This window comes from Actinokineospora pegani (assembly GCF_009745975.1).
Classification (GTDB): Bacteria; Actinomycetota; Actinomycetes; order Mycobacteriales; family Pseudonocardiaceae; genus Actinokineospora; species Actinokineospora pegani.
Genome location: NZ_WHOL01000108.1, coordinates 47,420 through 70,267 on the forward strand (window position 1 = coordinate 47,420; position 22,848 = coordinate 70,267).

Here is a 22,848-nt window from a genome sequence, read left to right on the forward strand (position 1 = left end):
ATAGGAACATGCGCATGAGATTCCGCCCCGTGCGCCCCGAGGCACTGGTCACCGAACTGGTCGAGCGGGTCGCCGCGCGTGACCGCGCGGGGTGGACCAGGGTGCTCGTGGACGGGGCGGGGCCCGCCCGGCCGGACGCGCTCGCCGACGCCGCGGTCGACCCGCTGAGGGTCCTGGGGCGGGAGGTGCTCAGGGTGCGCGCGGGGGACTTCCTGCGCCCGGCGTCGCTGCGCTTCGAGCACGGCAAGCGCGACCCGGACGCGCGCCGCGACCGGTGGCTCGACGCGGCCGCGCTGCGCCGCGAGGTCCTCGACCCGCTCGGCCCCGGCGGGTCCGGCCGGGCGCTGCCCGCGCTGTGGGACGCCGCGACCGACCGGGCCACCCGCGCCGGGTACGTGGGGCTGCCCGCCGGGGGTGTCGTGCTGGTCGACGGGGAGTTCCTGCTCGGCCGGGGCCTGCCGCACGAGCTGTCCGCGCACCTGTGGCTGTCCCCCGGCGCGCTGGCGAGGGGGCTGCCCGCGGACGAGCACTGGGCGCTGCCCGCCTTCGCCGACTACGACCGCGAGGTCGACCCGCTGCGCGCCGCCGACCTCGGCGTGCGCGGGGACGACCCGCGCCACCCCGCCGTGCTGGAGCCCGCGGGGCGGCCTGGGTGATCTTGGCCCGTGTCGCGGCGTGGCGGCGCGGGCGGGTGGTCGACCGGGTAGCGTGCCCACCGTGGTCGATCCAGTTGACGCGCGCCTGCTCGCCATGGTGGCCGAGATGGGCAGGGCGGCGGTGCACGAGGTCGCCGCGCGCCTGGGCATGGACCCGCGCGAGGCGGCCTCGCGGCTCGTCGCGCTGTCCGGGTCCGGCCTGCCGCTGCTCGTGGGCGTGGAGTGCGACCAGAACGGCCTGCGCGCGGCGTTGGCCAGGCAGCAGAACCAGCAGCCGGGGTACGGCGCGCCCAGCCAGTACCAGCAGCCCTACCCGCAGCAGTACCAGCAGCCCGGCCACCCGGGCCAGCACAGCGGCCCGTACCAGGTCAACCCGCCGAGCCAGCCGTTCCAGGCCCCGCTCGGCCCGCCCAGCCAGCCCTTCGCCGCGCAGCCGCAGCACTCCGGCCCGGTGAACGTCGGCCTGGCCCAGGGTGTGACGCAGAACTTCCAGCAGAACCCGCCCAGCCAGCCGTTCCCGGCGGCGGGCGAGCCGATGAGCACCTGGGGCCCGCCGCAGGTGGCGTCCTGGGCCAGGGGCGACCAGCCGCCCGCCCCGATGGGCTCGGTGGACCGCACGCAGCCGACCACCCGCACGACGGCCAGCCGCAAGGGCGCCGTCGGCGACGCCCTCGAGACCTCGGGCCTGGAGGGCGAGCGCCTGTCGGTCCGCCTGGTCGAGGTCGTGGACCCGGCCGACTACCTGTTCACCGCCGCCGGGTACCGCCTGCGCGAGGGCGAGCGCTCGGTGGTCGTGCACACCGAGCTGACCAACCGCGGCTCGATCCCGTTCGGCACCCTGCCCGACCTGTACCTGGAGCTGGTCACCCCGGAGGGCGAGACGGTGGGCAAGGCCCCGGTCTCGCTGTCGTCCCGGCCGCCGCACCGCATCGGTGTCGCGCCCGGCGAGACGGCGGGCGGGCACACCGTGTACGTCGTGCCCGAGGAGCTGGCGGTCACCTCGGTCCGCTGGACCCCGCGGCCCGACGAGGAGGACTTGGCCCTGAACTGGACCGTCGAGAACTAGGGCGGGACCCTAGCCGCGGTTGAAGAGGCGGGCGAGGAAGCCCTTCTTCGGCTCGTCCGCGCGCTGCACCGGGATCGGCGCGGTCGGCGGCTCTGTCGCCGCCGGGGGCTGCTTCGCCGTCAAGGGCTGCGTCGCCGGGGGCTGCTGCACCGGGATGCGGCCCGTGTCCGCGTCCGGCGCGGCGGTGGGGGCCGCGGGCTGCTCGTCGGGGGCGCCGATCACTCCGTCGACGATGAGGTCGCCGGTGAAGTTGTCGGTGTCGCGGGGGGTGGTCATGGCGGCCTCCGTGGGTCGCTCGGCCCGGTCTCGTGGTCCTCACGGTAACCGGTGACCGGGCCTCGCGACACCCAGAACACCCAGGACACGCGGGTCAGTAGTCGTCGGCGAGGACGGCGAGGGCGCCCGCGAGGTCGGCGGGGTAGTCGCTGGTGAACTCGACCCACTGGCCGTCGGCGGGGTGGTGGAATCCCAGGGTGCGGGCGTGCAGCCACTGCCTGGACAGGCCCAGGCGCTTGGCCAGGGTGGGGTCGGAGCCGTAGGTGAGGTCGCCGACGCAGGGGTGGCGCAGGGCGCTGAAGTGCACGCGGATCTGGTGGGTGCGGCCGGTCTCCAGCTTGACGTCGAGCAGCGACGCCGCGCGGAACGCCTCGATGGTGGAGTAGTGGGTGATGCTGGGCTTGCCGCCCGCGACCACCGCCCACCGGTAGTCGTGGCGGGGGTGGCGGTCGATGGGGGCGTCGATGGTGCCCTCGCTCGGGTCCGGGTGGCCCTGGACCAGGGCGTGGTAGCGCTTCTCGACCGTGCGCTCCTTGAACGCCCGCTTGAGCGCGGTGTAGGCGTGTTCGCTCTTGGCCACGACCATGACCCCGGTGGTGCCGACGTCGAGGCGGTGCACGACGCCCTGGCGCTCGGCGGCGCCGGAGGTGGAGATGCGCAGGCCCGCGGCGGCGAGGCCGCCGATGACCGTCGGCCCGCTCCAGCCGGGGCTGGGGTGGGCGGCCACGCCGATGGGCTTGTCGACCACCACGACGTCGTCGTCCTGGTGGATGACCTCCAGGCCCTCGACGGCGATGGCCTTGACCTCGACCGGGCGCTCCGGTTGCGGGAGGGCGACCTCCAGCCAGGCGCCCGCGACCAGCCGGTCGGACTTGCCCGCCGGGCGGCCGTCGACCAGGACGTCGCCGGACTCGGCGAGGGTGGCCACGACGGTGCGCGACAGGCCGAGCAGCTTGGACAGGCCTGCGTCGACGCGCATGCCGTCGAGGCCGTCGGGCACGGGGAGCGTGCGCAGGTCACTCACCGGCGGTCTCCTCGGATTTCACAGGCTTCTCACCCTTGGGCTTCTTCGGTTCCTTCTTGATGATGGACCCGTCGAACTCGCGGCCGCGCAGGGCCAGCAGGACGATCAGCACGCCGCCCACGCTGATGCCGGAGTCGGCGACGTTGAACACCGCGAAGTACTCCCCGTTCGGCCCGAACAGGGAGACGAAGTCGACGACGTGGCCCACGAACGGGCCGGGGGCGCGGAACAGCCGGTCGGTCAGGTTGCCCAGCGCGCCCGCGAGGACCAAGCCGAGGCCCAGCGCCCAGCCGACCGAACGCAGCTTGGGCATGATCCAGACGATCGCCACGACGACGCCGATCGCGACCAGGGTCAGCAACCAGGTCATCCCGCTGGCCATGGAGAACGCGGCGCCGGAGTTGCGGATCAGGTCGAGGTAGACCACGCCGCCGAGGATGCGCACCGGAGGCTCGCCCTCGAGGTTGGCGGTGACCAGGATCTTGGTGACCAGGTCCAGCGCGTACACGAGGAACGCCGTGACCAGCAACAACACCGCCCGCCGCGGGGGCAGCGGCGCCGGGTTCGGCGTCACCTGCCCGACTCCTGGCTCATCCGTCACACCATCGTGCTCACCACTGCTCACCGCACCATTGTCCACGGTGGCCGCGCGGCCCCTCTCAGCGCACCTCGCGCACGAACGGGGGCAGCGGGCGCGGGTCGTCGACGGGGGCCCAGCGTCCGTCGACGAGGTGGTACTCGGCCGCGGGCCCGTCGGCGACCAGCGAGCGCAGCGCGGAGACCAGCCGGTCGACGTGCTCGGCGGTGGTGGCCAGGCCGATGCTGGCCCGCACGGCCCGCTTCTCGTGGCCGCCCGCGCGGCGCAGCAGCCGCTCGGTGGCGATGTGCGCGCAGAACAGCCCGTCGCGCACGCCGATGCCGTGCTCGGCGGACAGGGCGGCGGCGATGAGGCCCGAGTCGAGCCCGTCGACGGTGAAGCTGACGACGCCCACCCGGTCGGCGCCGAACAGGTCGAGCGGGCGCAGGCCGGGGACGGTGGCCAGGCCCGCGCGCAACCTGCTCAGCAGGACCCGCTCGTGCTCGACCACCGCGTCCCAGCCGTGGCGGGTGATGGTCTCGCAGGCCACGGCCAGCGCGTGCGGGCCGACGACGTTGGGCGACCCGGCCTCGTGCCGCTCCACACCGGGCGACCAGCTGACAGCGAGCCGGTCGCCGCGGTCGGTGACCGACGCCGTCGCTCCCCCGCCCGCCAGGTAGGGCTCGGCGGCGCGCAGCCAGTCGGCCCGGCCGATCAGCGCGCCCGCGCCGAACGGGGCGTAGAGCTTGTGCCCGGACAGCGCGACCCAGTCGACGTCGAGCGCGCCGATGTCGACCGGGCGGTGCGGGGCGAGCTGCGCGGCGTCGAGGACGGTCCGGGCGCCGTGGCGGCGGGCGACCGCGGCCAGCTCGGCGACCGGCCAGAGCTCGCCGGTGACGTTGGAGGCGGCGGTGAGCACGACCAGGCGCGGCCCGGCAGCGCACTCGGCGAGCGCGTTGTCCAGCGCGCGCACGGCCCCGTCCGCGTCGGCGGGGGTGCGCAGCCTGCGCACCCGCGGCCCGCGCCAGGGCAGCAGTGCGGCGTGGTGCTCGGTGTCGAACAGCACCACGGAGGTTCCCCCGGGCACCGCCCGCGCCAGCAGGTTGAGGCTGTCGGTGGTGTTGCGGGTGAACACGACCGCGTCGGTGCGGTGGGCGCCGACGAACCGGCGCAGCACCTCGCGGGACTGCTCCAGCACGCGGGTGCTGACCTGGGAGGCGAAGCCCGCGCCCCGGTGCACGCTGGCGTACCAGGGCAGCAGCTCGTCCACGGCGTCGCGCACCGCCTCCAGGCAGGGCGCGCTGGCGGCGTGGTCGAGGTTGGCGTACGGCACGCGGGTGCCGTCCACCAGCGGGACCACCAGCCGCGAGCCGACGACCGGCGGCACGGCGGGGACCGCCTCGGCGGCGCGGGTGGGGCTGGGGATCGCGAGCGTCATGTCTGCCTCCGGGTCCTGGGGACCCGGTGCGACGGGTCCGCGCTTGCCCCGCCCGCACCGCGCGGGGGGACCTGGTCTTCACCCGGGGCACCCCACCGCGGAGGAGGGTTGCCGCCCAGCGAGCCGGGGCTTGGCGCTGGGACTCATGACCTTTCGTGCTCGACGATAACCCCAACCCGGGTGGACCGGTAGCCCGGGCCACCCGGATGAGACTCAGCTATCCCCGCTGACGCCCTTCCACTTGGCGAAGCGGCCTGCCTGGTCGACCGCTCGGATGCGGCTCTCGGTGGCCACGCGCGCGTCCTGCGTGGTCACCACGAGCACCTGGTCGAGCTCCTGCAGGCGCGTGGTCGAGACCGGGGTGAACGCCCCGCCCGCGCGCGCGACGAGGCTGACCGTCGCGCCCGGCGGCAGGCGCAGCTCGGACAGGTAGACGCCGTGCAGCTTCGAGCCCGCGGGGATGGTGACCTGCAGCAGCTCGGCGTCGATCTCGTCGAGGGTGGCCACGTCCACGTCGACGCCCTTGGGCCGGGCCCCACTGTCGAGCCTGAGCACCTTCGCCAGCGCGCCCAGGGTGGTGCCCTGGACCAGGGTCAGCACGATCACGAGCACGAACACGGCGTCGACGAGCTGCTGCGCGCCGGGCACCCCCTGCGACAGCGGGATCATCGCCAGCACGATGGGCACCGCGCCCCGCAGTCCCGCCCAGGACAGGAAGAGCTGTTCTCGCCAGGGCATCCGGAACGGCGCCATCGACACCAGCACCGAGATGGGTCTGGCCAGCAGGGTCAGCACCGCGCCCGCGACGAGGCCGGGCACCAGGGCGTCGATCAGCCGCGACGGCGAGGCGAACAGTCCCAAGAGGACGAACAGGCCGATCTGGGCCAGCCAGCCCACGCCCTCGGCGAAGGAGACGGTGTCGGAGCGGTGCGGCAGCTTGGAGTTGCCCAGCACCAGGCCCGCGACGTAGGCGGCGAGCAGACCGGAGGCGTGCGCGCCCTGCCCGGCGGCGAAGGCCAGGAAGCAGACCGCGACGGTGGCCAGCGGGTACAGGCCGGTGGCGGGCAGCGCGGCGCGGCGCAGCGCCTGCGCGCCCAGCCAGCCCAGGCCCACGCCCAGGACGGCGCCGGTGAGCAACTGGTAGCCCAGCACCAGCGGCAGGCTCCAGGTCACCGGGTCGGTGGAGGCCAGCAGCACCACGGCGATGTAGGTGGGGGCGTCGTTGAGTCCGGACTCGAGTTCGAGCGAGCCGACGAGCCTGCGGGTGACCGAGAGGTTGCGCAGCACGCTGAAGACCGCGGCGGCGTCGGTCGAGGCGAGCACCGCGCCCCACAGCAGGGCGAGCCGCCAGTCGAAGCCCAGCAGGTAGTGCAGCGCGGCGCCGGTGATCCCGATGCTCAGCCCGACGGCCACTGTGGACATCGCGATGCCCGGCCCGAGCGCGGGTTTGACCTCCGACCAGCGGGTGGTGAGCCCGCCCTCGGCGAGGATCATGACCAGCGCGGCCAGGCCGAGCGACTGGGTCAGTTCGGCGTTGGCGAACTCGATGCCCAGCCCGGCCTCGCCGACGAGCACGCCGAGCGCGAGGTAGAGCAGCAGCGAGGGCAGGCCCAGGCGCGTCGAGACGCGCACCGCCAGCACCGCCAGCAACAGGACCGCGGCCCCGATCCCCAACGCCAGGGTCAGGTCGCTCACCCACACCTCCTGCGGCTCATGCCACTCCCCGCCGGAGTGGGCCAAGTCGTGCGGTCGACCACCGGGCATTGTCTCCCACCCCGGGCGGTCCGCCGCGGTTCACCGCGACCGCGCCCCCAGGTGAGGCACGGGTCACGACGCGCTGTCGCGCAGCCGGGCGAGCAGGCCCGGCCCGTCCGGCGGTGCGGGCTCGATCTCCACGAGCTTGTCCCGGCCCCGGTCGCCGTGGACGATCGCCACGTCCCGCGCGCGCACCCCGAAGGCCCCGGCGAGCACCTTGCACACCGCCTCGTTCGCCCTGCCCTCCACCGCGGGCGCCGCCACGGACACGACGAGCGCGTCTCCCCGGCGCCCGCCGACGGCGTCCGCGCGGGCGCCGGGCCGCACCCGGATGGTGAACCGCATCAGCCCTCCCGCGCTCGTGGTCGACAGCCTGACCTTACGACCTCGTCCGCACCGGCCCGCACCGGAACCAAGGGACTGCGACGTTCGGCCCCGGTCGTGTTGCGATTGTCCGCAAACTGTCGCATTCCCGCCAGGAATCACGCGATCGTGGCCCACGGGCTCGCGCATCACCGGATCGAGTGGCACAGCACCCACCACTTGGCGATCCAGGGGGCCGGACACGGCTCCAAGCGGCCCGCACAGCACCCGTACAGCGTAAGCTCAGCTACTCCATCACCCGGTCAGCCGTACTCCGCCGACACGTAAAGTTGCAATTCGCAATTGCGTGAGTGCGGTCTACTATTGCCCCACCGCAGCGCGCGCGGTGTCCCCCCGGCCTCGAAGCACGGCCTCAGTCGACGTCGTCCCCAACGGCGGTCCACCCGCTCACCCGCGCACCCCTGGCTGCCCATGACCTCGCACCGCTGGACCGACCGGCCCGCTGCCCACCCCATCCCGCGCGCCTGGCGCTGGGCCGCCGACGAGCAGTCCCGCGCGACCGAACGCACCCTGCTCGCGATCGCCGCGGCGGTGGCGCTGGCCGCGGTCACCGCCGTGGTGCGCCTGGCGGCCGGGTCCACCGCGGCGCAGGCGGGCGAGGCCAGGCACCTGGCCCAGACCTTCGCCCTCGACCGGCTCGGCGTCCTGCTCGACGGGCCCGCCGACGCCTCGCTGGCCTGGCTGCAAGCGGGTCTCTACACGGCCGCGACCGACGCGTTCGCCCGGCACGCCTCCCCGCTCGCGGGCGCCCGCGAGGCCACCGCGTTCGCCGCCGCCGCGACCGCCGTGCTCCTGTGGGTGCTGGCGGGCCGGATGGGGCTGACCCGCTGGTCGGCCGCCGCGGCGGGCACCGTCGCGGCACTGTCGCCGCTGGTGGTGGCCGCGCAGGTGGGGTTGCGGCCGGAGAACATCGCGACCCCGTGGGCGCTGTGCGGGCTGGCTCTGCTGTGGACGCACAACCGGCACCGCCGCCCGGCGCCGGACCTGTGGGCCGTGCTGCTGCTGGTCGTCTCCGTGATCACCGCGCCGATCACCGTCGCGCTGGCCGGGACGGCGGCGTGGCTGGTCTGGCGGCGCGGGCGCAGGCGCCTGGCCCAGGTGCTCGGCGCGACCTTCGCCCTCGGCGCCGGGCTCGGGCTCGGCCTCGGCGGCGCGCTCAGCGGCCTGCGGTCGGCCGGGGACGGGCCGGACCCGCTGCTGTGGGCGGGACTGGACCCGGCCGTGGCCGCGGTGTGCGTGGTCGGGGCGGTCGGCGGGCTGTTCTGCTTCCGGCTCCGGCCGCTGGCGGTCGGCGTCGTCGCCCTGCTCGCGCTGGCGCTGGTGCCGGGCGGGCCGGGGGCGGGGGCGGCCGCGGTGGCCGCCGCGCCCGCCGTGCTGCTCGGCGCGGGCGTGGTCGAGCGCGCGCTGGCCCACCGCGGCCGCGTCGGCGCCCTGCTCCTGCGCGCGCCGATCGCGCTGGCCGCGGTGCTGGCCCTGGTCCTGACCGCGCCCCACTGGCCGAACGCGTTCACCGCGGACGCGGCCGCCCCCGCACCCGTCGCGGGTGCCGCGGGCTGGCTGCGCGACAACCTGCCCGGCACCCCGGTCATCGTCGACGACGGCACCTGGGTGGACCTGGTCGACTCCGGCCGCGACCCCGCCACCACGCTGCGCGCCTCCGCCTGCGGGGAGCAGTGCCCGGCCGAGGCGTGGGTCCTGCTCAGCCCACGGCAGCGGGCCCGCCCGGTCGAACGCCCGCTGGGCCCGTCCACCCTGCTCGCCGCCGCCCCGACGCGCGGCGAGGTGATGGCCGTGTTCGGCGCGGGCCCCGAGCAGGTGGCCGTCCTGCGCCCCGGCACCTCCGTGGTCTCGACCGAGGCGGGGGCGCGCGCCCGGGCCGGGGCGGCCCTGGCGGACTCGCCCCGCGTCACCTCCCACCCCGCCGTGGCCGCCGCGCTGCGCGCGGGCCACACCGACCCCCGGGTGCTCACCGCGCTCGCCGGGCTCGCCTCGTCCCGACCGGTGCGGATCGGCGCGCTGCCCCCCGTCGCGGGCGAGGACGCCGCCGGGGCGCCCCGGCGGCAGGTCGTCTTGGTCGCCGCGGGTGAGCAGGCCGAGCAGGTCGCCCGCTACTTCGCCGGTCAACGCGGCCCCTACCGCCCCGAGTCGGTCTCCACCGGTCCCGACGGCGTACTGGTGCGGTACCCGCCCGGCGCCCCGGCGGGGCTGCTCGCCCCGTTCGACACCCCTTGAGAGGAATGCTGCGATGCGGCCCCGCCGTTTCCCGCTGTGCACGATCATCGTGGCCGCGACGCTCGTCGTGTCCGCCCTGCTGGCCGTCGCGGCCTCGGCGGACGCGGCCGAGCGGGCCCCCGGGCCCGACCTGGGCTGGGTGCGCCTGGGGCACCTGTCCCCCAAGGTGCCGCCGGTCGACGTCTACCTGTCGGCCTTCGGCGGCCCGGAGCGGGCCGTGGTCCGCAAGGCCGGGTACGGCGCGGTGACCCCGTACTCCTCGCTGCGCCCCGGCGCGTACACGGTGGCGATGCGCCCCGCCGACGCCGCGCCCACCTCCCCGCCCGCGCTGACCGCCACCGTGGAGATCGCCGGCGACACCGCCTACTCGCTGCTGGTCTTCGCCACCGGCCCCGACGGCACGCTGCGCGGCGACCTGGTGGTCGACGACCTGACCGCCCCCGGGCCCGGCACCGGCCGGGTCCGCGTCGTACAGGGCACCTCAACCCTGGCCCCGGTGACCGTCGAGGTGGGCGGCGCGTCGAACACCCTGGCCGACGCCGTCTCGTACGGGGTCACCACCCCGTACCAGGAGATGGCCGAGGGCAACCACTCCCTCGAACTGCGCGGCGGCTCGGGCCGCACCCCGACCGAGGTCGACGTCCGCTCCGGGTCGTCGACCACCCTCCTGGTCACGGAGTCGGACGGCGCCCTGGTCGCCACCGCGCTCGTCGACAGCGCGGGCCCGGGCGCGAAACCCCTGCTGGGCGTGGAAACCGGCGCGGGTGGCACGGCCGCACCCGTTCAATCCTCAATAGACCTGTGGCCCTGGCCCGCGCTGGCCGCCCTCGCCCTCCTCGCCGCCGCCGCGCTGGGAACCCGGCGACCAGCCCGCCGATGACGGCCGCGGCGACCGCCAGGGCCGCGCTCGTCGCGGCCCTGGTGGTCACCTCGTGCTCAGCAGGGCCCCAGTCCGCGCCGGCACCCCCTTCTCCCGCGGCTCCCGGGAGCCTGGCCCCACCGGCGCCCACGGCGCCGGTGGGGCTGACGATCCCGGCGATCGGGGTCGACGAGACCGACCTGGTCCCCCTGACCCTGGGCGCCAACGGTGAGCTGACGGCGCCGACCGACTTCGCCAGGGTCGGCTGGTACGCCGCCGGGACCGTCCCCGGCGACGTGGGCCCGGCCGTCCTGGCGGGCCACGTCGACTCCCGAACGGGCCCGGCGGTCTTCTTCCGCCTCCGGGAACTGGCCCCCGGCGACCGCATCACCGTGCGCCGCGACGACGACACCACCGCCGAGTTCACAGTGGACGAGGTGCGCCACTACCCCAAAGCCGCCTTCCCCACCGACGCCGTCTACGCGCCCGTCCCCGGCGCCGCCCTGCGCCTGATCACCTGCGGGGGCTCCTTCGACACCGAGCGCCGCTCCTACCGCGACAACGTCGTCGTGTTCGCCTCGGCGGGGTGGGCGCTCACTTGAGGCCCGCCAGGAACCGGCCCGCCACCCCGACCGCGGGGGCGGCCGCGCCCGCGGTCTCGACCAGGACGGCGAAGGCGACGTCGCCGCGGTAGCCGGTGAACCAGCCGTGGGCGGTGGAGCCGTCGCCGTACTGGGCGGTGCCGGTCTTGCCCGAGGCGCCGTAGGGGGCCAGGGCCGAGCCGCGGCCCTGGGTGACGACCTCGCGCATCATGGTGCGCAGGCCGTCGAGGACGGCCTTGGGCAGGGCCTGGTAGCCGGTGTTGACCTCGGTGTCCAGGTCGGCGAACAGCCGGGGGGTGACCGCCCCGCCCTTGGCGACGGTGGCGCTCATCAGGGCCACGCCGAACGGGCTGGTCCGGACGGTGCCCTGGCCGATGCTGTTCTCCGCCTGCTCGGACTTGTCCCCGGCGGGCTCGACCACGCCGGTCTGGGTGGTGAGACCGGGGATCTCGAAGTCGGCGGCCAGGCCGAACCGGGCGGCCGCGGCGGGCAGGGCGTCGAGCGGGAGGTCACCGGCGAGGGTGGCGAAGGTGGTGTTGCACGACTCGGCGAACGCCGTGCGCAGCGGGACCTGGCCGAGGTCGAAGTCGGCGTTGCGGATGGTGCGGGTGCCGACGGTGGTCGACCCCGGGCACGGCAGGACCGTGTTGAGGCCGGTGCCCGCGCCGAGCACGGCGGCCCCGGTGACGACCTTGAACGTCGACCCCGGCGGGTACAGGCCCTGGAAGGCGCGCGGCACGTCCGACCCCCCGCCCGCCGCGACGGCGAGGATGCCGCCGGTCGACGGCCGGATGGCCACCAGCGTGGTCGGCGCGTTCGCGCCGGCCACGGCGGCATCGGCGGCGGCCTGCACCGGCAGCTCCACGGTCAGCTTGGCGGGCTCGGCGGTCGCGGGCGGGGTCCCGAACAGCGTCGCCACCGTCGCCCCGGCCGCGTCGACGAGCGCCACCGACGCGCTCGCCGCGGGCGCCTCCCGCGTCACCGCGCGCTTGACCGCGCCGACCAGCGACGGGTCGAGCCGCACGCCTGCGACCGGCGCGAGGTCGGCGCCGGACCAGTGCAGCAGCGGGCTGCCCGCGCCGTCCACCACCGCCACGGTGCTCGCGGACGACCGCGGCACCGCGAGCCGCTGCCCGGCGGCCAACCGCGGGTGCACCACCTCGGGCGACCACCGCACCTGCCACCCGCCCGCGGCCTTGGCCAGCGGCACCGTGACCGCGTAGGTCCACGCCTCGCCCCCGGCCATCTGCCAGCTCACGGTCACCGACTGCCGCACGACGTCCCCGGTCTCGGCCGCGGGCGAGAACGAGAACACGACGGGAACCCGCAACGCGGTCCTGGTCTGCTCCCAGACAGCCGCCGACTCGGCGGGGTTGTCGGTGAGCGCCCCGGCTGTCGTGAAGTCCTCCGACCGCACGGCGTCGAGGTACGCCTGCGCGACCTCGCCCGCTGACCGGTCGCGGGCCACCGCGACCTCGTCCACTCCCCCGCCGCCCACCGGCTTGCCCGGCTGCACCGAGAAGTAGCCGAACACGACGATGACGACCACGGCCAACCCGCCGATGGACAGAATCCACCGCCTGCGCGTCGAAGACACGCTTACCCCCAGAGAATCCCCAGTACCCCCGACGCGCGGCGATCGCGCTGTCACCAGCTTCCCAAGTGGGTGGGCTTTCCGGTAGGCGCGCTACCGAATGGTGGCGTTATCTACACCGTTCCCGCACAACTGGTCAGTCGGCGGCGCGGTGGCGCGCGGACAGCACGCTGTCCGGCGTGCACAGCGCGCACGGGGTGAACCCGAGCTGCCTGGCCTCGGACACCGCCAGCGTCAGCGACGGCTTGCCGGAGAGGAACGGGCAGGAGGCCAAGTGGTAGCGCGGGCGCTCGTCGAGGACGCGGACCTCGTCGGTCAGGTCCGAGACCACCAACCGGTCGGAGACGTCGGTGGGCTCCTCGCCCGGCTCGTCCTCCGGGACCTCCACGGCGGCGGCTGCTGGGGACTCGTCGGCCGGGTCCGGGACGTCATCGGGCTCCGGCTCGTCGTCAACTCCCGACTCGGACGCCACGGCGGCGGGCTGCTCGATCCCGCTCGCCTCCTGCTTGCGCTTGCGGGAACCGAGCCAGTCCGCCACCAAGAGGGCGGCGGCGGCCACGCTGACCACGACAGACAGCCAGGCGAACAGTGTGTTGGCCGTGGTGAGGGCGGCGACCAGCAGGCCGAACGCCACCAGGACCAGTACCAGGACGATGATCAGCACAACGGCTCCCGGAAGCCGGGCAGTCCGACCCGCGAGCTGTCACCAGCTCGCGGGCGCACCGCCCGGCGTCGTCCGTGGGTCAGCCTGCCTCGGCGCGCGGGCCGAAGGAGTAGCCGCTCTGCTGGCCGGTCGCCGCGCGGGAGCCCTCCGCCGTGCTCGGCGCCGCGGAACCGCGGTCACCCAGCTCGCGCAGGCTCGACTCGAGGAAGGTCTTGAGCCGGGTGCGGTACTCGCGCTCGAACGTCCGCAACTCGTCGATCTTCTTCTCCAGCGTGGTCCGCTCCGCCTGCACCGCGCCGAGGATCTCGGTGTGCTGGCGCTGGGCGTCGCGCTCGAGCGAGGTGGCCTTCTCGCGGGCCTGCCGCTCGAGGGTCTCCGCCCGGGTGCGCGCGTCGGTCAGGAGGGTCTCGGCCCGCGTGCGGGACTCGTTGACCATCGTGTCGGACTTGGTGCGGGCCTCCGACAGGAGCTGCTCGGACTTCGTCCGCGCCTCGGCGAGCATGGTGTCCGCCTCGGCCTTGGCCTCACCGGTCAGCCGGTCGGCCATCTCCTGCGCCAGGCCGAGCACCTTGGCCGCCTGCACGTGGTGGTCACCACCACCGCCGGGGCTGGTCTGCTCCAGGGCGCTGGGCGGGGGCACCGGGTTGAGCCTGCGGGGCTCCTCCACAGCACGAACCGGGGAGGCCGCGCCGGAGCGGGCGTCATCGAGGTCGGCTCGCGCGGACTCGAGCTGCGCGTCGAGCTGCTCGACCTTCGCACGAAGGTCGTTGTTCTCCTCGATCAGGCGAGACAGCTCCACCTCGACCAAGTCGAGGAAAGCGTCCACCTCGTCCTCGTTGTAGCCCCGCTTCCCGATAGGAGGCTTGCTGAACGCGACGTTGTGCACGTCAGCGGGGGTCAACGACATCTGATCACCTCACGCGCTCCAGGGCTGCAGGCACCCAAGTTCCCCGTTACCCGGGATAGGCCAGCCGCATCAGAATGAATACGACCAACAGCAGCACCATAATCGATAGGTCTAGGCCCACGCCCCCGATCCGAACCGTCGGGATGATCCGACGGACCAGACGCACGGGAGGGTCGGTCACTGTGTAGATGGTCTCCAGCGCCACCGCAACCCCACCCGCGGGACGCCACTCCCTGGCGAACGTGCGGACGAGCTCGACCACCACACGGGCGGTCAGCAGCAGCCAGAAGGCGAAAAACACCCAGTAAGCGGCGAGACGCAGTGGTTCCACTCTTCAACTCTGCCATTACTCAGGTGCGGCCCGTGAACCCGCCCTCGGCCAACCGCCGCCGGTCCTCGGCGGTGGGGTCGGCGTTGGGGGGTGAGATCAAGAACACCTTGTTGGTGACCTTGTCCATCGAGCCGCGCAGCGCGAACGCCAGACCGGCCGCGAAGTCGACGAGCCGCTTGGCGTCGCCGTCCTCGAGCTCGGTCAGGTTCATGATCACCGGACGACCGTCGCGGTAGTGCTCGCCGATCGTCCTGGCCTCGTAGTAGCTGGTCGGGTGCAGCGTCACCACCCGGCCCAGCGGGTACCCCGAGGGGACCGGCTGCTCGGTCTCACGCGGGCGCGCGGGCTCCCGGCGGGGGTCGACCGCGAGCGCGCCCTGGGTGTCCACGGCGACGGGCACCGCCGTGGGCACGACCGAGACCGGCGTCGGCGCCGCCCACGGGCGCTGGCGGGTTCGTCCGCCCGGCTCGTAGTCGTCGGCGTCGGCGCGGTAGCGGCCGGGACGACGACCGCGCCCAGCGGCGTAGTTGTCGTCGTACTCGTTGTCGTACCCGCCGTCGGCCAGGTACTCCGGGCGGTGCCCGTAGCCCCTGCGGTCGTAGTCGTCGAGGTCGTAGTCGTCGAACTCGTCCGCGGGGACCATGCCGAAGTAGGCCTTCAGCTTCTGCAGCGTGCTCATCGACTACCTCCGCGACTCCCCGGCCTTCGGTCTCATGTGTGCAGACCTACCCGTGCCTCACACGTCTCAACCGTCCCACCGGGCTCAAGGTTCCCGGAACCCCTGTCACGGGGAGGCTAAACCGCGCCGCCCCAGGAGGGCGGTTCCGACACGCACGCAGGTCGACCCGTAGTCGATCGCGTCCTCAAGATCGTTACTCATCCCGCAGGACAACTCCGTGGCCGTGGGATATGACACCCTCAGCCGCGCCGCTGCGGCGGCCAGCCGGTCGAACGCCGCGGCGGGTTCGACGCCCTGGGGCGCCACCGCCATGATCCCACGGAGTCGAAGATCACTCGAACGAGATACCTCCTCGGCGAGCGCGGGGAGGTCCGCGAGCGGGCAGCCACCGCGAGCGGGGTCGCCATCGATGCTCGCCTGCAGGAGCACGTCGAGCGGCTCACCGCGCTCCCCCGCCGCGACGGCGTTGCCGACGGCCTTGGCCAGCGCGGCCGCCAGCCGGGTCGAGTCGACCGACTGGACCTCAGCGGCCCAGCGGATCACCGCGCGGGCCTTGTTGCGCTGCAACTGGCCCACCATGCGCCAGCGGATCGGCAGGTCGGGGCGCAGTTCGGCGACGCGCCCGGCCTTCGGGCCCGCCTCCTGCTCGCGGTTCTCGGCGAGGTCGAGCACGCCCAGCTCGGCCAGCGCGATGGCGTCCTCGGCCGGGAAGGTCTTGCTCACCCCGAGCAGCCGGACCCCGGCCGGGTCGCGCCCGGCCCTGGCGCAGGCGGCCTCGACGCGCGCCCGGACCTCGGCGAGGTTGGCGGCGATCTCCGCGCTGCGGGCGGTCATGCCGGGTCCACCCAGGTGACCGCGGCCAATCGCCCAGTGGTCCCGTCCCTGCGGTGACTGAACAGCGACCTGTCCTCGACCGTGCACCTCGGGTCGATGCCGATGCGGGCGACCCCGGCGTCGGCGAGCTGGCGCCAGAGCCCGGCGCGCAGGTCCAACCCCGGGGTGCCGCCGCGGGTGCGGCAGGCGCTGCCGGGCAGGTGGCGCTCCACATCGGTCTGCATGGCCTGCGGGACCTCGTAGCAGTCGCCGCAGACGGCTGGGCCGAGCAGGGCCTCGACCCGGTCCGGGTCGGCCCCGGCCGAGCGCATGGCCGCCAGCGCGGCGGGCACGACCCCGACCCGCGCCCCGACGCGGCCCGCGTGCACGGCGGCGACGACCCCGGCCTCGGGGTCGGCGAGCAGCACCGGGACGCAGTCGGCGGTCAGGACGACCAGCGCGAGACCGGGCTCGGTGGTGACCAGGGCGTCGGTGGCCTCCACCGGGGCGGGCAGCGGGCCGTCGACCACGGCGGCGGTGCGGCCGTGCACCTGCTCCATCCACACCACCCGGTCCGGGGGCAGGCCGAGCTCGGTGGCCAGCCGCACCCGGTTCGCCGCCACGTCGGCCTCGGCGTCGCCGACGTGGTCGGCGAGGTTGAACGACTCGTACGGAGCCCGGGAGACCCCGCCCTCGCGTGTGGTGACCACCCGCCGAATGCGCACCGTCGCACCCCTCATCCTCGTTCGCCGCCGAACCGGTCCGGGCCGGACGCCCACAACCTATCGGGGGGCGCTGACAAAGCCGCGCACCCCGCAGAGCCGTGAACCCCGGCACGGGGAGTGCCGGGGTTCACGGTGTGGTCGCGCGGTGGCTACCTGCGCATGAACGGCGGCACGTCGACCTCGTCGTCCGGGTCCTCGGTGACCGGGACGGCCCGCTGCGGCAGGGCGCCGGAGCCGCCGCCGGACAGCGGCCGGGGCACCGAGGCGGGCGGCGGGGTCGCCGGGGTGACCGTCCTGGGCGCGTAGGCGTCCGGCTGGGTGTAGGTCTGCTGCTGCTGCTGGACGGGCGGCTGCGGAGCCTGCTCCTGGTGGTGCTGCTGCGTCTGCTGCTGCTGTTGCTGCTGCTGTTGTTGCTGCTGCTGTTGTTGCTGCTGCTGCTGCTGCGGAGCCTGCTGCTGTGGCGGCGTGGGCTCCGGGGCCTGCTGCACCGCGGGCCTGGGCTCGGCCTGCGCGGCGGCCGTGGCCGAGCTCGTCGACCGGATGGCCGAGGGTTCCAGCTTCTTGTGCGTGGGCTGGCCCGCGTCGAAGCCCGCGGCGATCACGGTCACCCGGACCTCGTCGCCGAGCGAGTCGTCGATCACCGTGCCGAAGATGATGTTGGCCTCGGGGTGCGCGGACTCCTGCACCAGCGAGGCGGACTCGTTGATCTCGAACAGGCCGAGGTCGGAGCCGCCCGCGATGGCCAGCAGCACGCCGTGCGCGCCGTCCATCGAGGCCTCCAGCAGCGGCGAGTTGATCGCCTTCTGCGCGGCCTGCACCGCCCTGCCCTCCCCGCGCGCGGAGCCGATGCCCATCAGCGCGGAGCCCGCGCCGGACATGACGCTCTTGACGTCGGCGAAGTCGAGGTTGATCAGCCCCGGGGTGGTGATCAGGTCGGTGATGCCCTGGACACCGGAGAGCAGCACCTCGTCGGCGGAGCGGAACGCGTCCATCAGCGAGACGCCCACGTCGCCGAGCTGCAGCAGCCGGTCGTTGGGGATTACGATGAGCGTGTCGCACTCGTTGCGCAGCTCCTGGATGCCGTCCTCGGCCTGCTTGGCCCGCCGCTTGCCCTCGAAGGAGAACGGGCGGGTGACCACGCCGATGGTGAGCGCGCCGAGCTTGCGGGCGATCGAGGCCACGACCGGCGCGCCGCCGGTGCCGGTGCCGCCGCCCTCGCCCGCGGTCACGAAGACCATGTCGGCCCCCTTGAGGACCTCCTCGATCTCCTCGCGGTGGTCCTCGGCGGCCTTGGTGCCGACCTCGGGGTTGGCGCCCGCGCCGAGGCCCCTGGTCAGCTCGCGGCCGATGTCGAGCTTGACGTCGGCGTCGGACATGAGCAGCGCCTGCGCGTCGGTGTTCACCGCGATGAACTCGACGCCCTTCAGACCGACCTCGATCATGCGGTTGACGGCGTTCACGCCGCCGCCACCGATGCCGACGACCTTTATCACGGCGAGGTAGTTGTGCGGGGGCGTCATGGAAGCCGCCTTCCTGAATTCGTGGTCCAGCGAGTGCTCGTCGGGGTGCGGACCCTCGACCTCAACCAGAGAGTGAGAGTTCTGTCAACCCCGAACTATGGAAGGAAGGTAGATACCTGGACGCGCGGTATCCAGCCGCCACGCCGTGCGGCATCGCGGTTGTTGGCAACGGGACGTGCGCGCGTGCGCCGCCCGCTCGCCGGTCACTCCCCGGTCGCGCCGTCCAGCAGCTCGCGGATGACGTCGAGGTGGCCCGCGTGCCTGCCGGTCTCCTCGACCATGTGCACCAGGACCCAGCGCACCGACAAGCGCTCGCCGCGGAACTCCACGGTGTCCCCGGGCGCCATGGCCGCCACGACCTCCCGGCTGCGCGCGCACGCCGCCTCGTACCCGCCGACCAGGTCGGCCAGGGTGGTCCCCGCCGCGACGCGGAACTCGGCGTCGGGGTCGGTCGCGGAGCGCGGCGCGGTGTCCGGCTCGCCGCCGAGGACGTGCGCGAACCAGTACGCCTCCACCCAGCGCAGGTGCGAGAGCAGGCCCGCGACCGTCATCGGCGGCGAGGGCAGCACGGCCCGGCGGGCCTGCTCCTCGGACAGCCCGGACGCCTTGCGCACCACGGTGGCGCGCAGGAAGTCCAGGAAACCGGCGACCGTCCCCACCTCGTCGCCCGTCCAGGGCGGTTCGACGCGGGTGTCGGGGCCCGCTGACTCAGCCATGTCGGACATCCTGGCGCAGACCCCCGACAGTTCCCGGCCGCGCCGGGTCAGACGCCGGTCGCGCCGTCCAGCAGTTCGCGGATGACGTCGAGGTGGCCGACGTGGCGGGCGGTCTCCTCGACCATGTGCAGCAGCACCCAGCGCACCGTGACCTGTCCGCCGTCGCCGAAGGGCAGGACCTCGTCGTCGTCGTGGCGGGCGGCGATCTCGCGGCTGACCGCGCACTGCGCGGTGTAGTCGGCGATGGCCTGGCCGAGAGTCAGCCCCTCACCCGCGCGGTAGTCGGCGTCCGGGTCCCGGTCTGCCCGGGGCGCGCGGTCGGGCTCGCCCTCGAGCACGGTGCCGAACCAGTACGCCTCCACCCAGCGCAGGTGCGAGAGCAGGTTGGTGACGGTCATCAGCGGCGAGGGCAGCACGGCGCGGTGGGCGTCCACCTCGGACAGGCCGGACGCCTTGCGCACGACCACGTCGCGCATGAAGTCGATGAAGCCCGCGACCTGCGCGCGGGTCCCGCCCAGCCACGGCGGGAAGACGCGCTGGTCCGCGTTCGGTGTCTGGTCCACGGCGCGGAGTGTGGCACCGGGGTCCGACAACCGGTGACTACCCGGCGATGGTCGGGAAGTCCGGGGCGGCGATGTCGTAGGTCTCGCCCGGCTGGGACAGCAGCGGGCCCAGGATGGCCGCCTTGTGCGCGGACGCCTCCTGCCCGCCCCAGCGCACCACCCGGCCGTCGGCCAGGGTGAGCCGGATGTCGACCTCGCTCGGCGCGGTGACCGAGGCCACCAGGGCGGTGAGCTGGTCGGACAGCGCCGAGACGGCGACGGCCGCCGCCGTGGTGGCCGCGGCGCCCGTCGGCTCCAGCGCGGGCAGCCCGGCGGGGGCGGCGTCGAGGGTGCTGAAGTCGCGGCCGGTGCCGTCGACCAGGTGCATGCCGTCGTCGCGCTGGACGACCAGCACCGGCGTGCGCTCGCTGACCGAGATCCGCACCGTGCCGGGGAACGACCGGCTGACCCGCACCGAGTCGATCCTGGGCAGTCGCGCGATCCGCTGCTCGACCTCGTTGGTGTCCAGCCGGACCAGCGGGGCGCCCAACTCCACCGAGGCGGCGGCGCGGACCTCGTCGGCGGTGAGCTCCGCGGTCCCCGACACCTCGATGTCGCGCACGCCCAGCAGCGGTGTCCAGAACACGACGACGACCGCGGCGGTGAGCGCCACGGCCACCCCGAGCACCACCCAGCGGCGGACCAGGTAGCGCGTGGGCACGCGGCGCCGGGGCGGGCGCTGCGCCGCCCTCGGTGGCCTGCGCCGGGGCGGGCGGGTCCGCCGCTGGGTGGCGCCGGTCATCCGCCCGCCCGCCGTTCCAGCTCGGCGATCACCTCGGGGCCGAGCATGGTGACGTCGCCCGCGCCCATGGTGATCACCAGGTCGCCGTCGCGGACCAGGTCGGCGACCAGGGTCGTGGCCTTGTCGAAGGCGGGCTCGTAGTGCACCCGCGCGGGCGGCAGCGGGATCGCGTCGGCGATCAGCGCGCCGTTGACCCCGGGCACCGGCTCCTCGCGGGCGCCGAACACGTCGAGCACCACGACCTCGTCCGCGGCGGCCAGCGCGGCGCCGAACTCGGTGGCGAAGGTGGCCGTCCGCGAGTACATGTGCGGCTGGAAGACGACCACGACCCGGCCGCCGAACGCGGCCGGGCGCGCCGCCGCGAGCTGCGCGGCGACCTCGGTCGGGTGGTGGGCGTAGTCGTCGAACACCCAGACCCCGCCCGCGACGCCCTTGGACTCGAAGCGCCTGCGCACCCCGCCGAACGCGCCGATGCCCGCGGCCAGCTCCGCCGCGGGCGCGCCCAGCTCCACCCCGGCCAGGTAGGCGGCCATGGCGTTGACGGCCATGTGCTCGCCGGGCACGGCGACGCGCAGCTCGAACTCCTCGCCGCCCAGGGACACCCGGGCCACGCCGACGACGCCCTCGGCCTGGTAGTCCAGCAGCACCAGGTCCTCGGGGCCCGCGGCGGCGCGCCCGTAGCGGCGCACCCGCACCCCCGCCGCCTCGGCGCCTGCGGCCAGCGCGGCCGAGCCCGGGTCGTCGGCGCAGGCGATGAGCACGCCGCCGGGCTCGATCCGCTCGACGAACCGGTCGAACACGGCGGTGTAGGCCTCGACGGTGCCGTGGTGGTCGAGGTGGTCGGCCTCGACGTTGGTCACCACCGCCACCGTCGGGGAGAACACCAGGAACGAGCCGTCGCTCTCGTCGGCCTCGGCGACGAACACGCCACCGGTGCCGTGGTGGGCGTTGGCCCCGGACTCGTTGAGGTCGCCGCCGATGGCGAACGACGGGTCCATCCGGCACTGCTGCAGCGCCACGGTGAGCATCGACGTGGTCGAGGTCTTGCCGTGGGTGCCCGCGACGCAGGCGACCCGGTGCCCGGCCGTCAGCGCGGCCAGCGCCTCGGACCGGTGCAGCACCCGCAGGCCCCGCTCCCTGGCCGCCACCAGCTCGGGGTTGTCGGCCTTGATGGCGGTGGAGACGACCACCGCCGTGGGCCCGCCGTCGAGCAGGTCGAGGTTGGCCGCGGCCTGCCCGACCGCGATCCTGGCGCCCTGGGCGCGCAGGGCCAGGTTGGCCCGCGACTCCTTGGCGTCCGAGCCGGAGACCGCCTTGCCCCTGGCGAGCAGGATGCGGGCGATGCCCGACATGCCCGCGCCGCCGATGCCGACCAGGTGCGCGCGCTCGAGCAGTCCGTCCATCAGGCCCCCTTGCCGATCGCGTCGAGCACCATGCGGGCCAGCACGTCGGCGGCCTCGCGGTGCCCCGAACCCCGTGCCGCCGTCGACATCGACGTGAGCTGGGGGCGGTTCTTGAGCAGCGGGATGAGCGTGGTGGCCACCCGCCGCGCGGTCAGGTCCTCGTCGTCGATCATGAGCGCGCCGCCCGCCTGGACGACCGGGCCCGCGTTGAGCGCCTGCTCGCCGTTGCCGTGCGGCAACGGGACGTAGATGGCGGGCAGGCCGACCGCGGAGACCTCGGCGACGGTCATCGCGCCGCAGCGGCAGAGGGTGGCGTCGGCGGCGGCCAGCGCCAGGTCCATCCGCTCCAGGTAGGGCACCGCGACGTAGGCGGGCGCGCCCTTGACCTGCTGCACGGCGACGCTGTTGTTGCGGCCGTGCGCGTGCAGCACGCCGATCCCGGCGGCGGCGAACTCCGCCGCCGCGCCGGACACCGCGTTGTTGATCGAGCGCGCGCCCTGCGAACCGCCGGTGACCAGCAGCGTCGGCGCGGTCGGGTGCAGGCCGAAGAACCGGCGGGCCTCGGCGCGCAGCGACGCGCGGTCCAGCCGCAGGATCGACTCGCGCAGCGGGATGCCGACGACCTCCTCGCCGGGCAGGCCGGTGCCGGGGACGGCCACCGCGACCCGGTGGGCGAAGCGGGCGCCGACCTTGTTGGCCAGGCCCGCCTTGGCGTTGGAGTCGTGCACGACGATCGGCACCCGGCCGCGGGCGGCGAGGTAGGCGGGCAGCGCGACGTAGCCGCCGAAGCCGACCACCACGTCGGCGCCGACCCGGTCGAGCACCTCGCGGGTGTCCTTGATCGCCGAGCGCACCTTGAGCGGCAGCTTGAGCAGGTCGACGTTGGGCTTGCGGGGCATGGGGACCGGCGGGATCATCTCCAGCGGGTAGCCGCGCTGGGGCACGATGGTCTTCTCCAGGCCGCGCTCGGTGCCCAGCGCGACGACGCGGGCGTCGGGACGCAGCCGCATCACCGCGTCAGCGAGGGCGAGGGCGGGCTCGATGTGCCCGGCCGTGCCACCCCCCGCCACCACCACGCACGGGCCCGTGCGGGCCGCTCCGTTCCCACCGGTGGGGCCTACCGTCAACGACGTCCTCCTTTAGCGGTCCGCGGCGTGCCGCGGGTCATCTTCTGCCTGGCGACGGGCGCACCACCCGAGGCCCGGCCGTGTCCGGCGCGCCCGCCGTCCCCGCGCCTGCGCGGGTCGGCGGCCGGGGCGCCCCGGCGGGCGAGGCCGGTCGGC

24 protein-coding genes and 1 riboswitch are annotated in these 22,848 nt (G+C 74.7%); of the genes, 5 read left to right on the forward strand and 19 right to left on the reverse strand.

The genetic code is table 11. The features are described from left to right. The first annotated feature begins 14 nt into the window (after positions 1 to 14). Positions 15 to 656 (forward strand): nucleoside/nucleotide kinase family protein, encoded by a 642-nt coding sequence (locus tag GCL84_RS21760; RefSeq protein WP_156757384.1) that lies wholly within the window; start codon positions 15 to 17, stop codon positions 654 to 656. 94 nt (positions 657 to 750) lie between these two features. After that, the gene (locus tag GCL84_RS21765; RefSeq protein ID WP_156757407.1) at positions 751 to 1,722 is read left to right on the forward strand and encodes a polyadenylate binding domain-containing protein; all 972 of its coding nucleotides are present in this window, start codon (positions 751 to 753) and stop codon (positions 1,720 to 1,722) included. Positions 1,723 to 1,731: 9 nt separating this feature from the next. On the opposite strand, the gene GCL84_RS21770 is transcribed toward GCL84_RS21765, so the two are convergent. The 6 genes from GCL84_RS21770 to GCL84_RS21795 all read right to left on the reverse strand — a co-directional run bounded on the left by GCL84_RS21770 (position 1,732) and on the right by GCL84_RS21795 (position 7,137). Then, the gene (locus tag GCL84_RS21770; RefSeq protein ID WP_156757385.1) at positions 1,732 to 1,998 is read right to left on the reverse strand and encodes a hypothetical protein; all 267 of its coding nucleotides are present in this window, start codon (positions 1,996 to 1,998) and stop codon (positions 1,732 to 1,734) included. 94 nt (positions 1,999 to 2,092) lie between these two features. After that, positions 2,093 to 2,977, reverse strand: a complete 885-nt coding sequence (locus GCL84_RS21775; RefSeq protein ID WP_156757408.1) for an RluA family pseudouridine synthase — start codon at positions 2,975 to 2,977, stop codon at positions 2,093 to 2,095. A 37-nt stretch (positions 2,978 to 3,014) separates the two neighbouring features. Further along, positions 3,015 to 3,596 (reverse strand): signal peptidase II, encoded by a 582-nt coding sequence (lspA, locus tag GCL84_RS21780; protein ID WP_235926558.1) that lies wholly within the window; start codon positions 3,594 to 3,596, stop codon positions 3,015 to 3,017. An 85-nt stretch (positions 3,597 to 3,681) separates the two neighbouring features. Then, positions 3,682 to 5,037, reverse strand: coding sequence for an aminotransferase class V-fold PLP-dependent enzyme (locus GCL84_RS21785; protein WP_156757387.1), 1,356 nt, complete (start codon positions 5,035 to 5,037; stop codon positions 3,682 to 3,684). Positions 5,038 to 5,071: 34 nt separating this feature from the next. Further along, positions 5,072 to 5,188: riboswitch (SAM riboswitch) on the reverse strand. Between the two features lie 62 nt (positions 5,189 to 5,250). After that, positions 5,251 to 6,732, reverse strand: coding sequence for a potassium/proton antiporter (locus GCL84_RS21790; RefSeq protein WP_156757388.1), 1,482 nt, complete (start codon positions 6,730 to 6,732; stop codon positions 5,251 to 5,253). Between the two features lie 132 nt (positions 6,733 to 6,864). Continuing rightward, positions 6,865 to 7,137 carry a DUF167 domain-containing protein gene (locus GCL84_RS21795; protein ID WP_156757389.1) on the reverse strand — a complete coding sequence of 91 codons (273 nt, stop codon included), beginning with the start codon at positions 7,135 to 7,137 and terminating at the stop codon, positions 6,865 to 6,867. Positions 7,138 to 7,587: 450 nt separating this feature from the next. Here GCL84_RS21795 and GCL84_RS21800 point away from each other — a divergent pair, with 450 nt between their 5' ends. The 3 genes from GCL84_RS21800 to GCL84_RS21810 are packed head-to-tail and all read left to right on the forward strand — an operon-like array spanning position 7,588 to position 10,869. Continuing rightward, positions 7,588 to 9,408 (forward strand): hypothetical protein, encoded by a 1,821-nt coding sequence (locus tag GCL84_RS21800; RefSeq protein ID WP_156757390.1) that lies wholly within the window; start codon positions 7,588 to 7,590, stop codon positions 9,406 to 9,408. A 13-nt stretch (positions 9,409 to 9,421) separates the two neighbouring features. After that, entirely contained in the window at positions 9,422 to 10,288 is an 867-nt protein-coding gene (locus GCL84_RS21805; RefSeq protein ID WP_156757391.1) for a DUF4397 domain-containing protein, read from the forward strand. Between the two features lie 41 nt (positions 10,289 to 10,329). Beyond that, on the forward strand, positions 10,330 to 10,869 hold the full coding sequence (locus GCL84_RS21810; protein ID WP_407924419.1) for a class F sortase: 540 nt from the start codon (positions 10,330 to 10,332) through the stop codon (positions 10,867 to 10,869). On the opposite strand, the gene GCL84_RS21815 is transcribed toward GCL84_RS21810, so the two are convergent. The 13 genes from GCL84_RS21815 to murG form a co-directional block, all read right to left on the reverse strand. Then, entirely contained in the window at positions 10,862 to 12,466 is a 1,605-nt protein-coding gene (locus GCL84_RS21815) for a penicillin-binding transpeptidase domain-containing protein (RefSeq protein WP_235926562.1), read from the reverse strand. The genes GCL84_RS21810 and GCL84_RS21815 overlap by 8 nt on opposite strands. A gap of 133 nt (positions 12,467 to 12,599) precedes the next feature. Then, complete coding sequence (locus GCL84_RS21820) at positions 12,600 to 13,127, reverse strand: hypothetical protein (protein WP_156757393.1); 528 nt, start codon at positions 13,125 to 13,127, stop codon at positions 12,600 to 12,602. 79 nt (positions 13,128 to 13,206) lie between these two features. Beyond that, a complete protein-coding gene (gene wag31, locus GCL84_RS21825; RefSeq protein WP_156757394.1) occupies positions 13,207 to 14,034 on the reverse strand; it encodes a DivIVA-like cell division protein Wag31 in 828 nt (275 codons plus the stop codon). 46 nt (positions 14,035 to 14,080) lie between these two features. Further along, on the reverse strand, positions 14,081 to 14,365 hold the full coding sequence (locus GCL84_RS21830) for a YggT family protein (protein ID WP_156757395.1): 285 nt from the start codon (positions 14,363 to 14,365) through the stop codon (positions 14,081 to 14,083). A 19-nt stretch (positions 14,366 to 14,384) separates the two neighbouring features. Continuing rightward, on the reverse strand, positions 14,385 to 15,044 hold the full coding sequence (locus GCL84_RS21835; RefSeq protein WP_156757396.1) for a cell division protein SepF: 660 nt from the start codon (positions 15,042 to 15,044) through the stop codon (positions 14,385 to 14,387). Positions 15,045 to 15,149: 105 nt separating this feature from the next. After that, complete coding sequence (locus tag GCL84_RS21840; protein WP_156757397.1) at positions 15,150 to 15,878, reverse strand: YggS family pyridoxal phosphate-dependent enzyme; 729 nt, start codon at positions 15,876 to 15,878, stop codon at positions 15,150 to 15,152. Then, positions 15,875 to 16,582: a peptidoglycan editing factor PgeF gene (gene pgeF, locus GCL84_RS21845; protein WP_156757398.1), complete on the reverse strand. Its 708-nt coding sequence runs from the start codon at positions 16,580 to 16,582 to the stop codon at positions 15,875 to 15,877. The genes GCL84_RS21840 and pgeF overlap by 4 nt, the downstream gene beginning before the upstream one ends. A gap of 149 nt (positions 16,583 to 16,731) precedes the next feature. Further along, a complete protein-coding gene (gene ftsZ, locus GCL84_RS21850; RefSeq protein ID WP_156757399.1) occupies positions 16,732 to 18,102 on the reverse strand; it encodes a cell division protein FtsZ in 1,371 nt (456 codons plus the stop codon). A 203-nt stretch (positions 18,103 to 18,305) separates the two neighbouring features. Continuing rightward, positions 18,306 to 18,818 (reverse strand): DinB family protein, encoded by a 513-nt coding sequence (locus tag GCL84_RS21855; RefSeq protein WP_156757400.1) that lies wholly within the window; start codon positions 18,816 to 18,818, stop codon positions 18,306 to 18,308. 47 nt (positions 18,819 to 18,865) lie between these two features. Then, a complete protein-coding gene (locus GCL84_RS21860) occupies positions 18,866 to 19,381 on the reverse strand; it encodes a DinB family protein (protein ID WP_235926563.1) in 516 nt (171 codons plus the stop codon). Between the two features lie 37 nt (positions 19,382 to 19,418). Further along, the gene (locus tag GCL84_RS21865; RefSeq protein WP_156757401.1) at positions 19,419 to 20,162 is read right to left on the reverse strand and encodes a cell division protein FtsQ/DivIB; all 744 of its coding nucleotides are present in this window, start codon (positions 20,160 to 20,162) and stop codon (positions 19,419 to 19,421) included. Continuing rightward, complete coding sequence (gene murC, locus GCL84_RS21870) at positions 20,159 to 21,565, reverse strand: UDP-N-acetylmuramate--L-alanine ligase (RefSeq protein WP_156757402.1); 1,407 nt, start codon at positions 21,563 to 21,565, stop codon at positions 20,159 to 20,161. Before murC ends, GCL84_RS21865 begins: the two co-directional genes overlap by 4 nt. Then, a complete protein-coding gene (murG, locus tag GCL84_RS21875) occupies positions 21,565 to 22,692 on the reverse strand; it encodes an undecaprenyldiphospho-muramoylpentapeptide beta-N-acetylglucosaminyltransferase (protein ID WP_235926564.1) in 1,128 nt (375 codons plus the stop codon). The genes murC and murG overlap by 1 nt, the downstream gene beginning before the upstream one ends. Between the last annotated feature and the right edge of the window lie 156 nt (positions 22,693 to 22,848).

Excerpts from the sequence above, each read along its gene's own strand:
- GCL84_RS21760 (WP_156757384.1), top strand. The coding sequence starts at position 15 with ATGAGATTCCGCCCCGTGCGCCCCGAGGCACTGGTCACCGAACTGGTC.
- GCL84_RS21765 (WP_156757407.1), top strand. The coding sequence starts at position 751 with ATGGTGGCCGAGATGGGCAGGGCGGCGGTGCACGAGGTCGCCGCGCGC.
- GCL84_RS21770 (WP_156757385.1), bottom strand. The coding sequence starts at position 1,998 with ATGACCACCCCCCGCGACACCGACAACTTCACCGGCGACCTCATCGTC.
- GCL84_RS21775 (WP_156757408.1), bottom strand. The coding sequence starts at position 2,977 with ATGCGCGTCGACGCAGGCCTGTCCAAGCTGCTCGGCCTGTCGCGCACC.
- GCL84_RS21785 (WP_156757387.1), bottom strand. The coding sequence starts at position 5,037 with ATGACGCTCGCGATCCCCAGCCCCACCCGCGCCGCCGAGGCGGTCCCC.
- GCL84_RS21795 (WP_156757389.1), bottom strand. The coding sequence starts at position 7,137 with ATGCGGTTCACCATCCGGGTGCGGCCCGGCGCCCGCGCGGACGCCGTC.
- GCL84_RS21800 (WP_156757390.1), top strand. The coding sequence starts at position 7,588 with ATGACCTCGCACCGCTGGACCGACCGGCCCGCTGCCCACCCCATCCCG.
- GCL84_RS21805 (WP_156757391.1), top strand. The coding sequence starts at position 9,422 with ATGCGGCCCCGCCGTTTCCCGCTGTGCACGATCATCGTGGCCGCGACG.
- wag31 (WP_156757394.1), bottom strand. The coding sequence starts at position 14,034 with ATGTCGTTGACCCCCGCTGACGTGCACAACGTCGCGTTCAGCAAGCCT.
- GCL84_RS21835 (WP_156757396.1), bottom strand. The coding sequence starts at position 15,044 with ATGAGCACGCTGCAGAAGCTGAAGGCCTACTTCGGCATGGTCCCCGCG.
- GCL84_RS21840 (WP_156757397.1), bottom strand. The coding sequence starts at position 15,878 with ATGACCGCCCGCAGCGCGGAGATCGCCGCCAACCTCGCCGAGGTCCGG.
- ftsZ (WP_156757399.1), bottom strand. The coding sequence starts at position 18,102 with ATGACGCCCCCGCACAACTACCTCGCCGTGATAAAGGTCGTCGGCATC.
- GCL84_RS21855 (WP_156757400.1), bottom strand. The coding sequence starts at position 18,818 with ATGGCTGAGTCAGCGGGCCCCGACACCCGCGTCGAACCGCCCTGGACG.
- GCL84_RS21865 (WP_156757401.1), bottom strand. The coding sequence starts at position 20,162 with ATGACCGGCGCCACCCAGCGGCGGACCCGCCCGCCCCGGCGCAGGCCA.
- murC (WP_156757402.1), bottom strand. The coding sequence starts at position 21,565 with ATGGACGGACTGCTCGAGCGCGCGCACCTGGTCGGCATCGGCGGCGCG.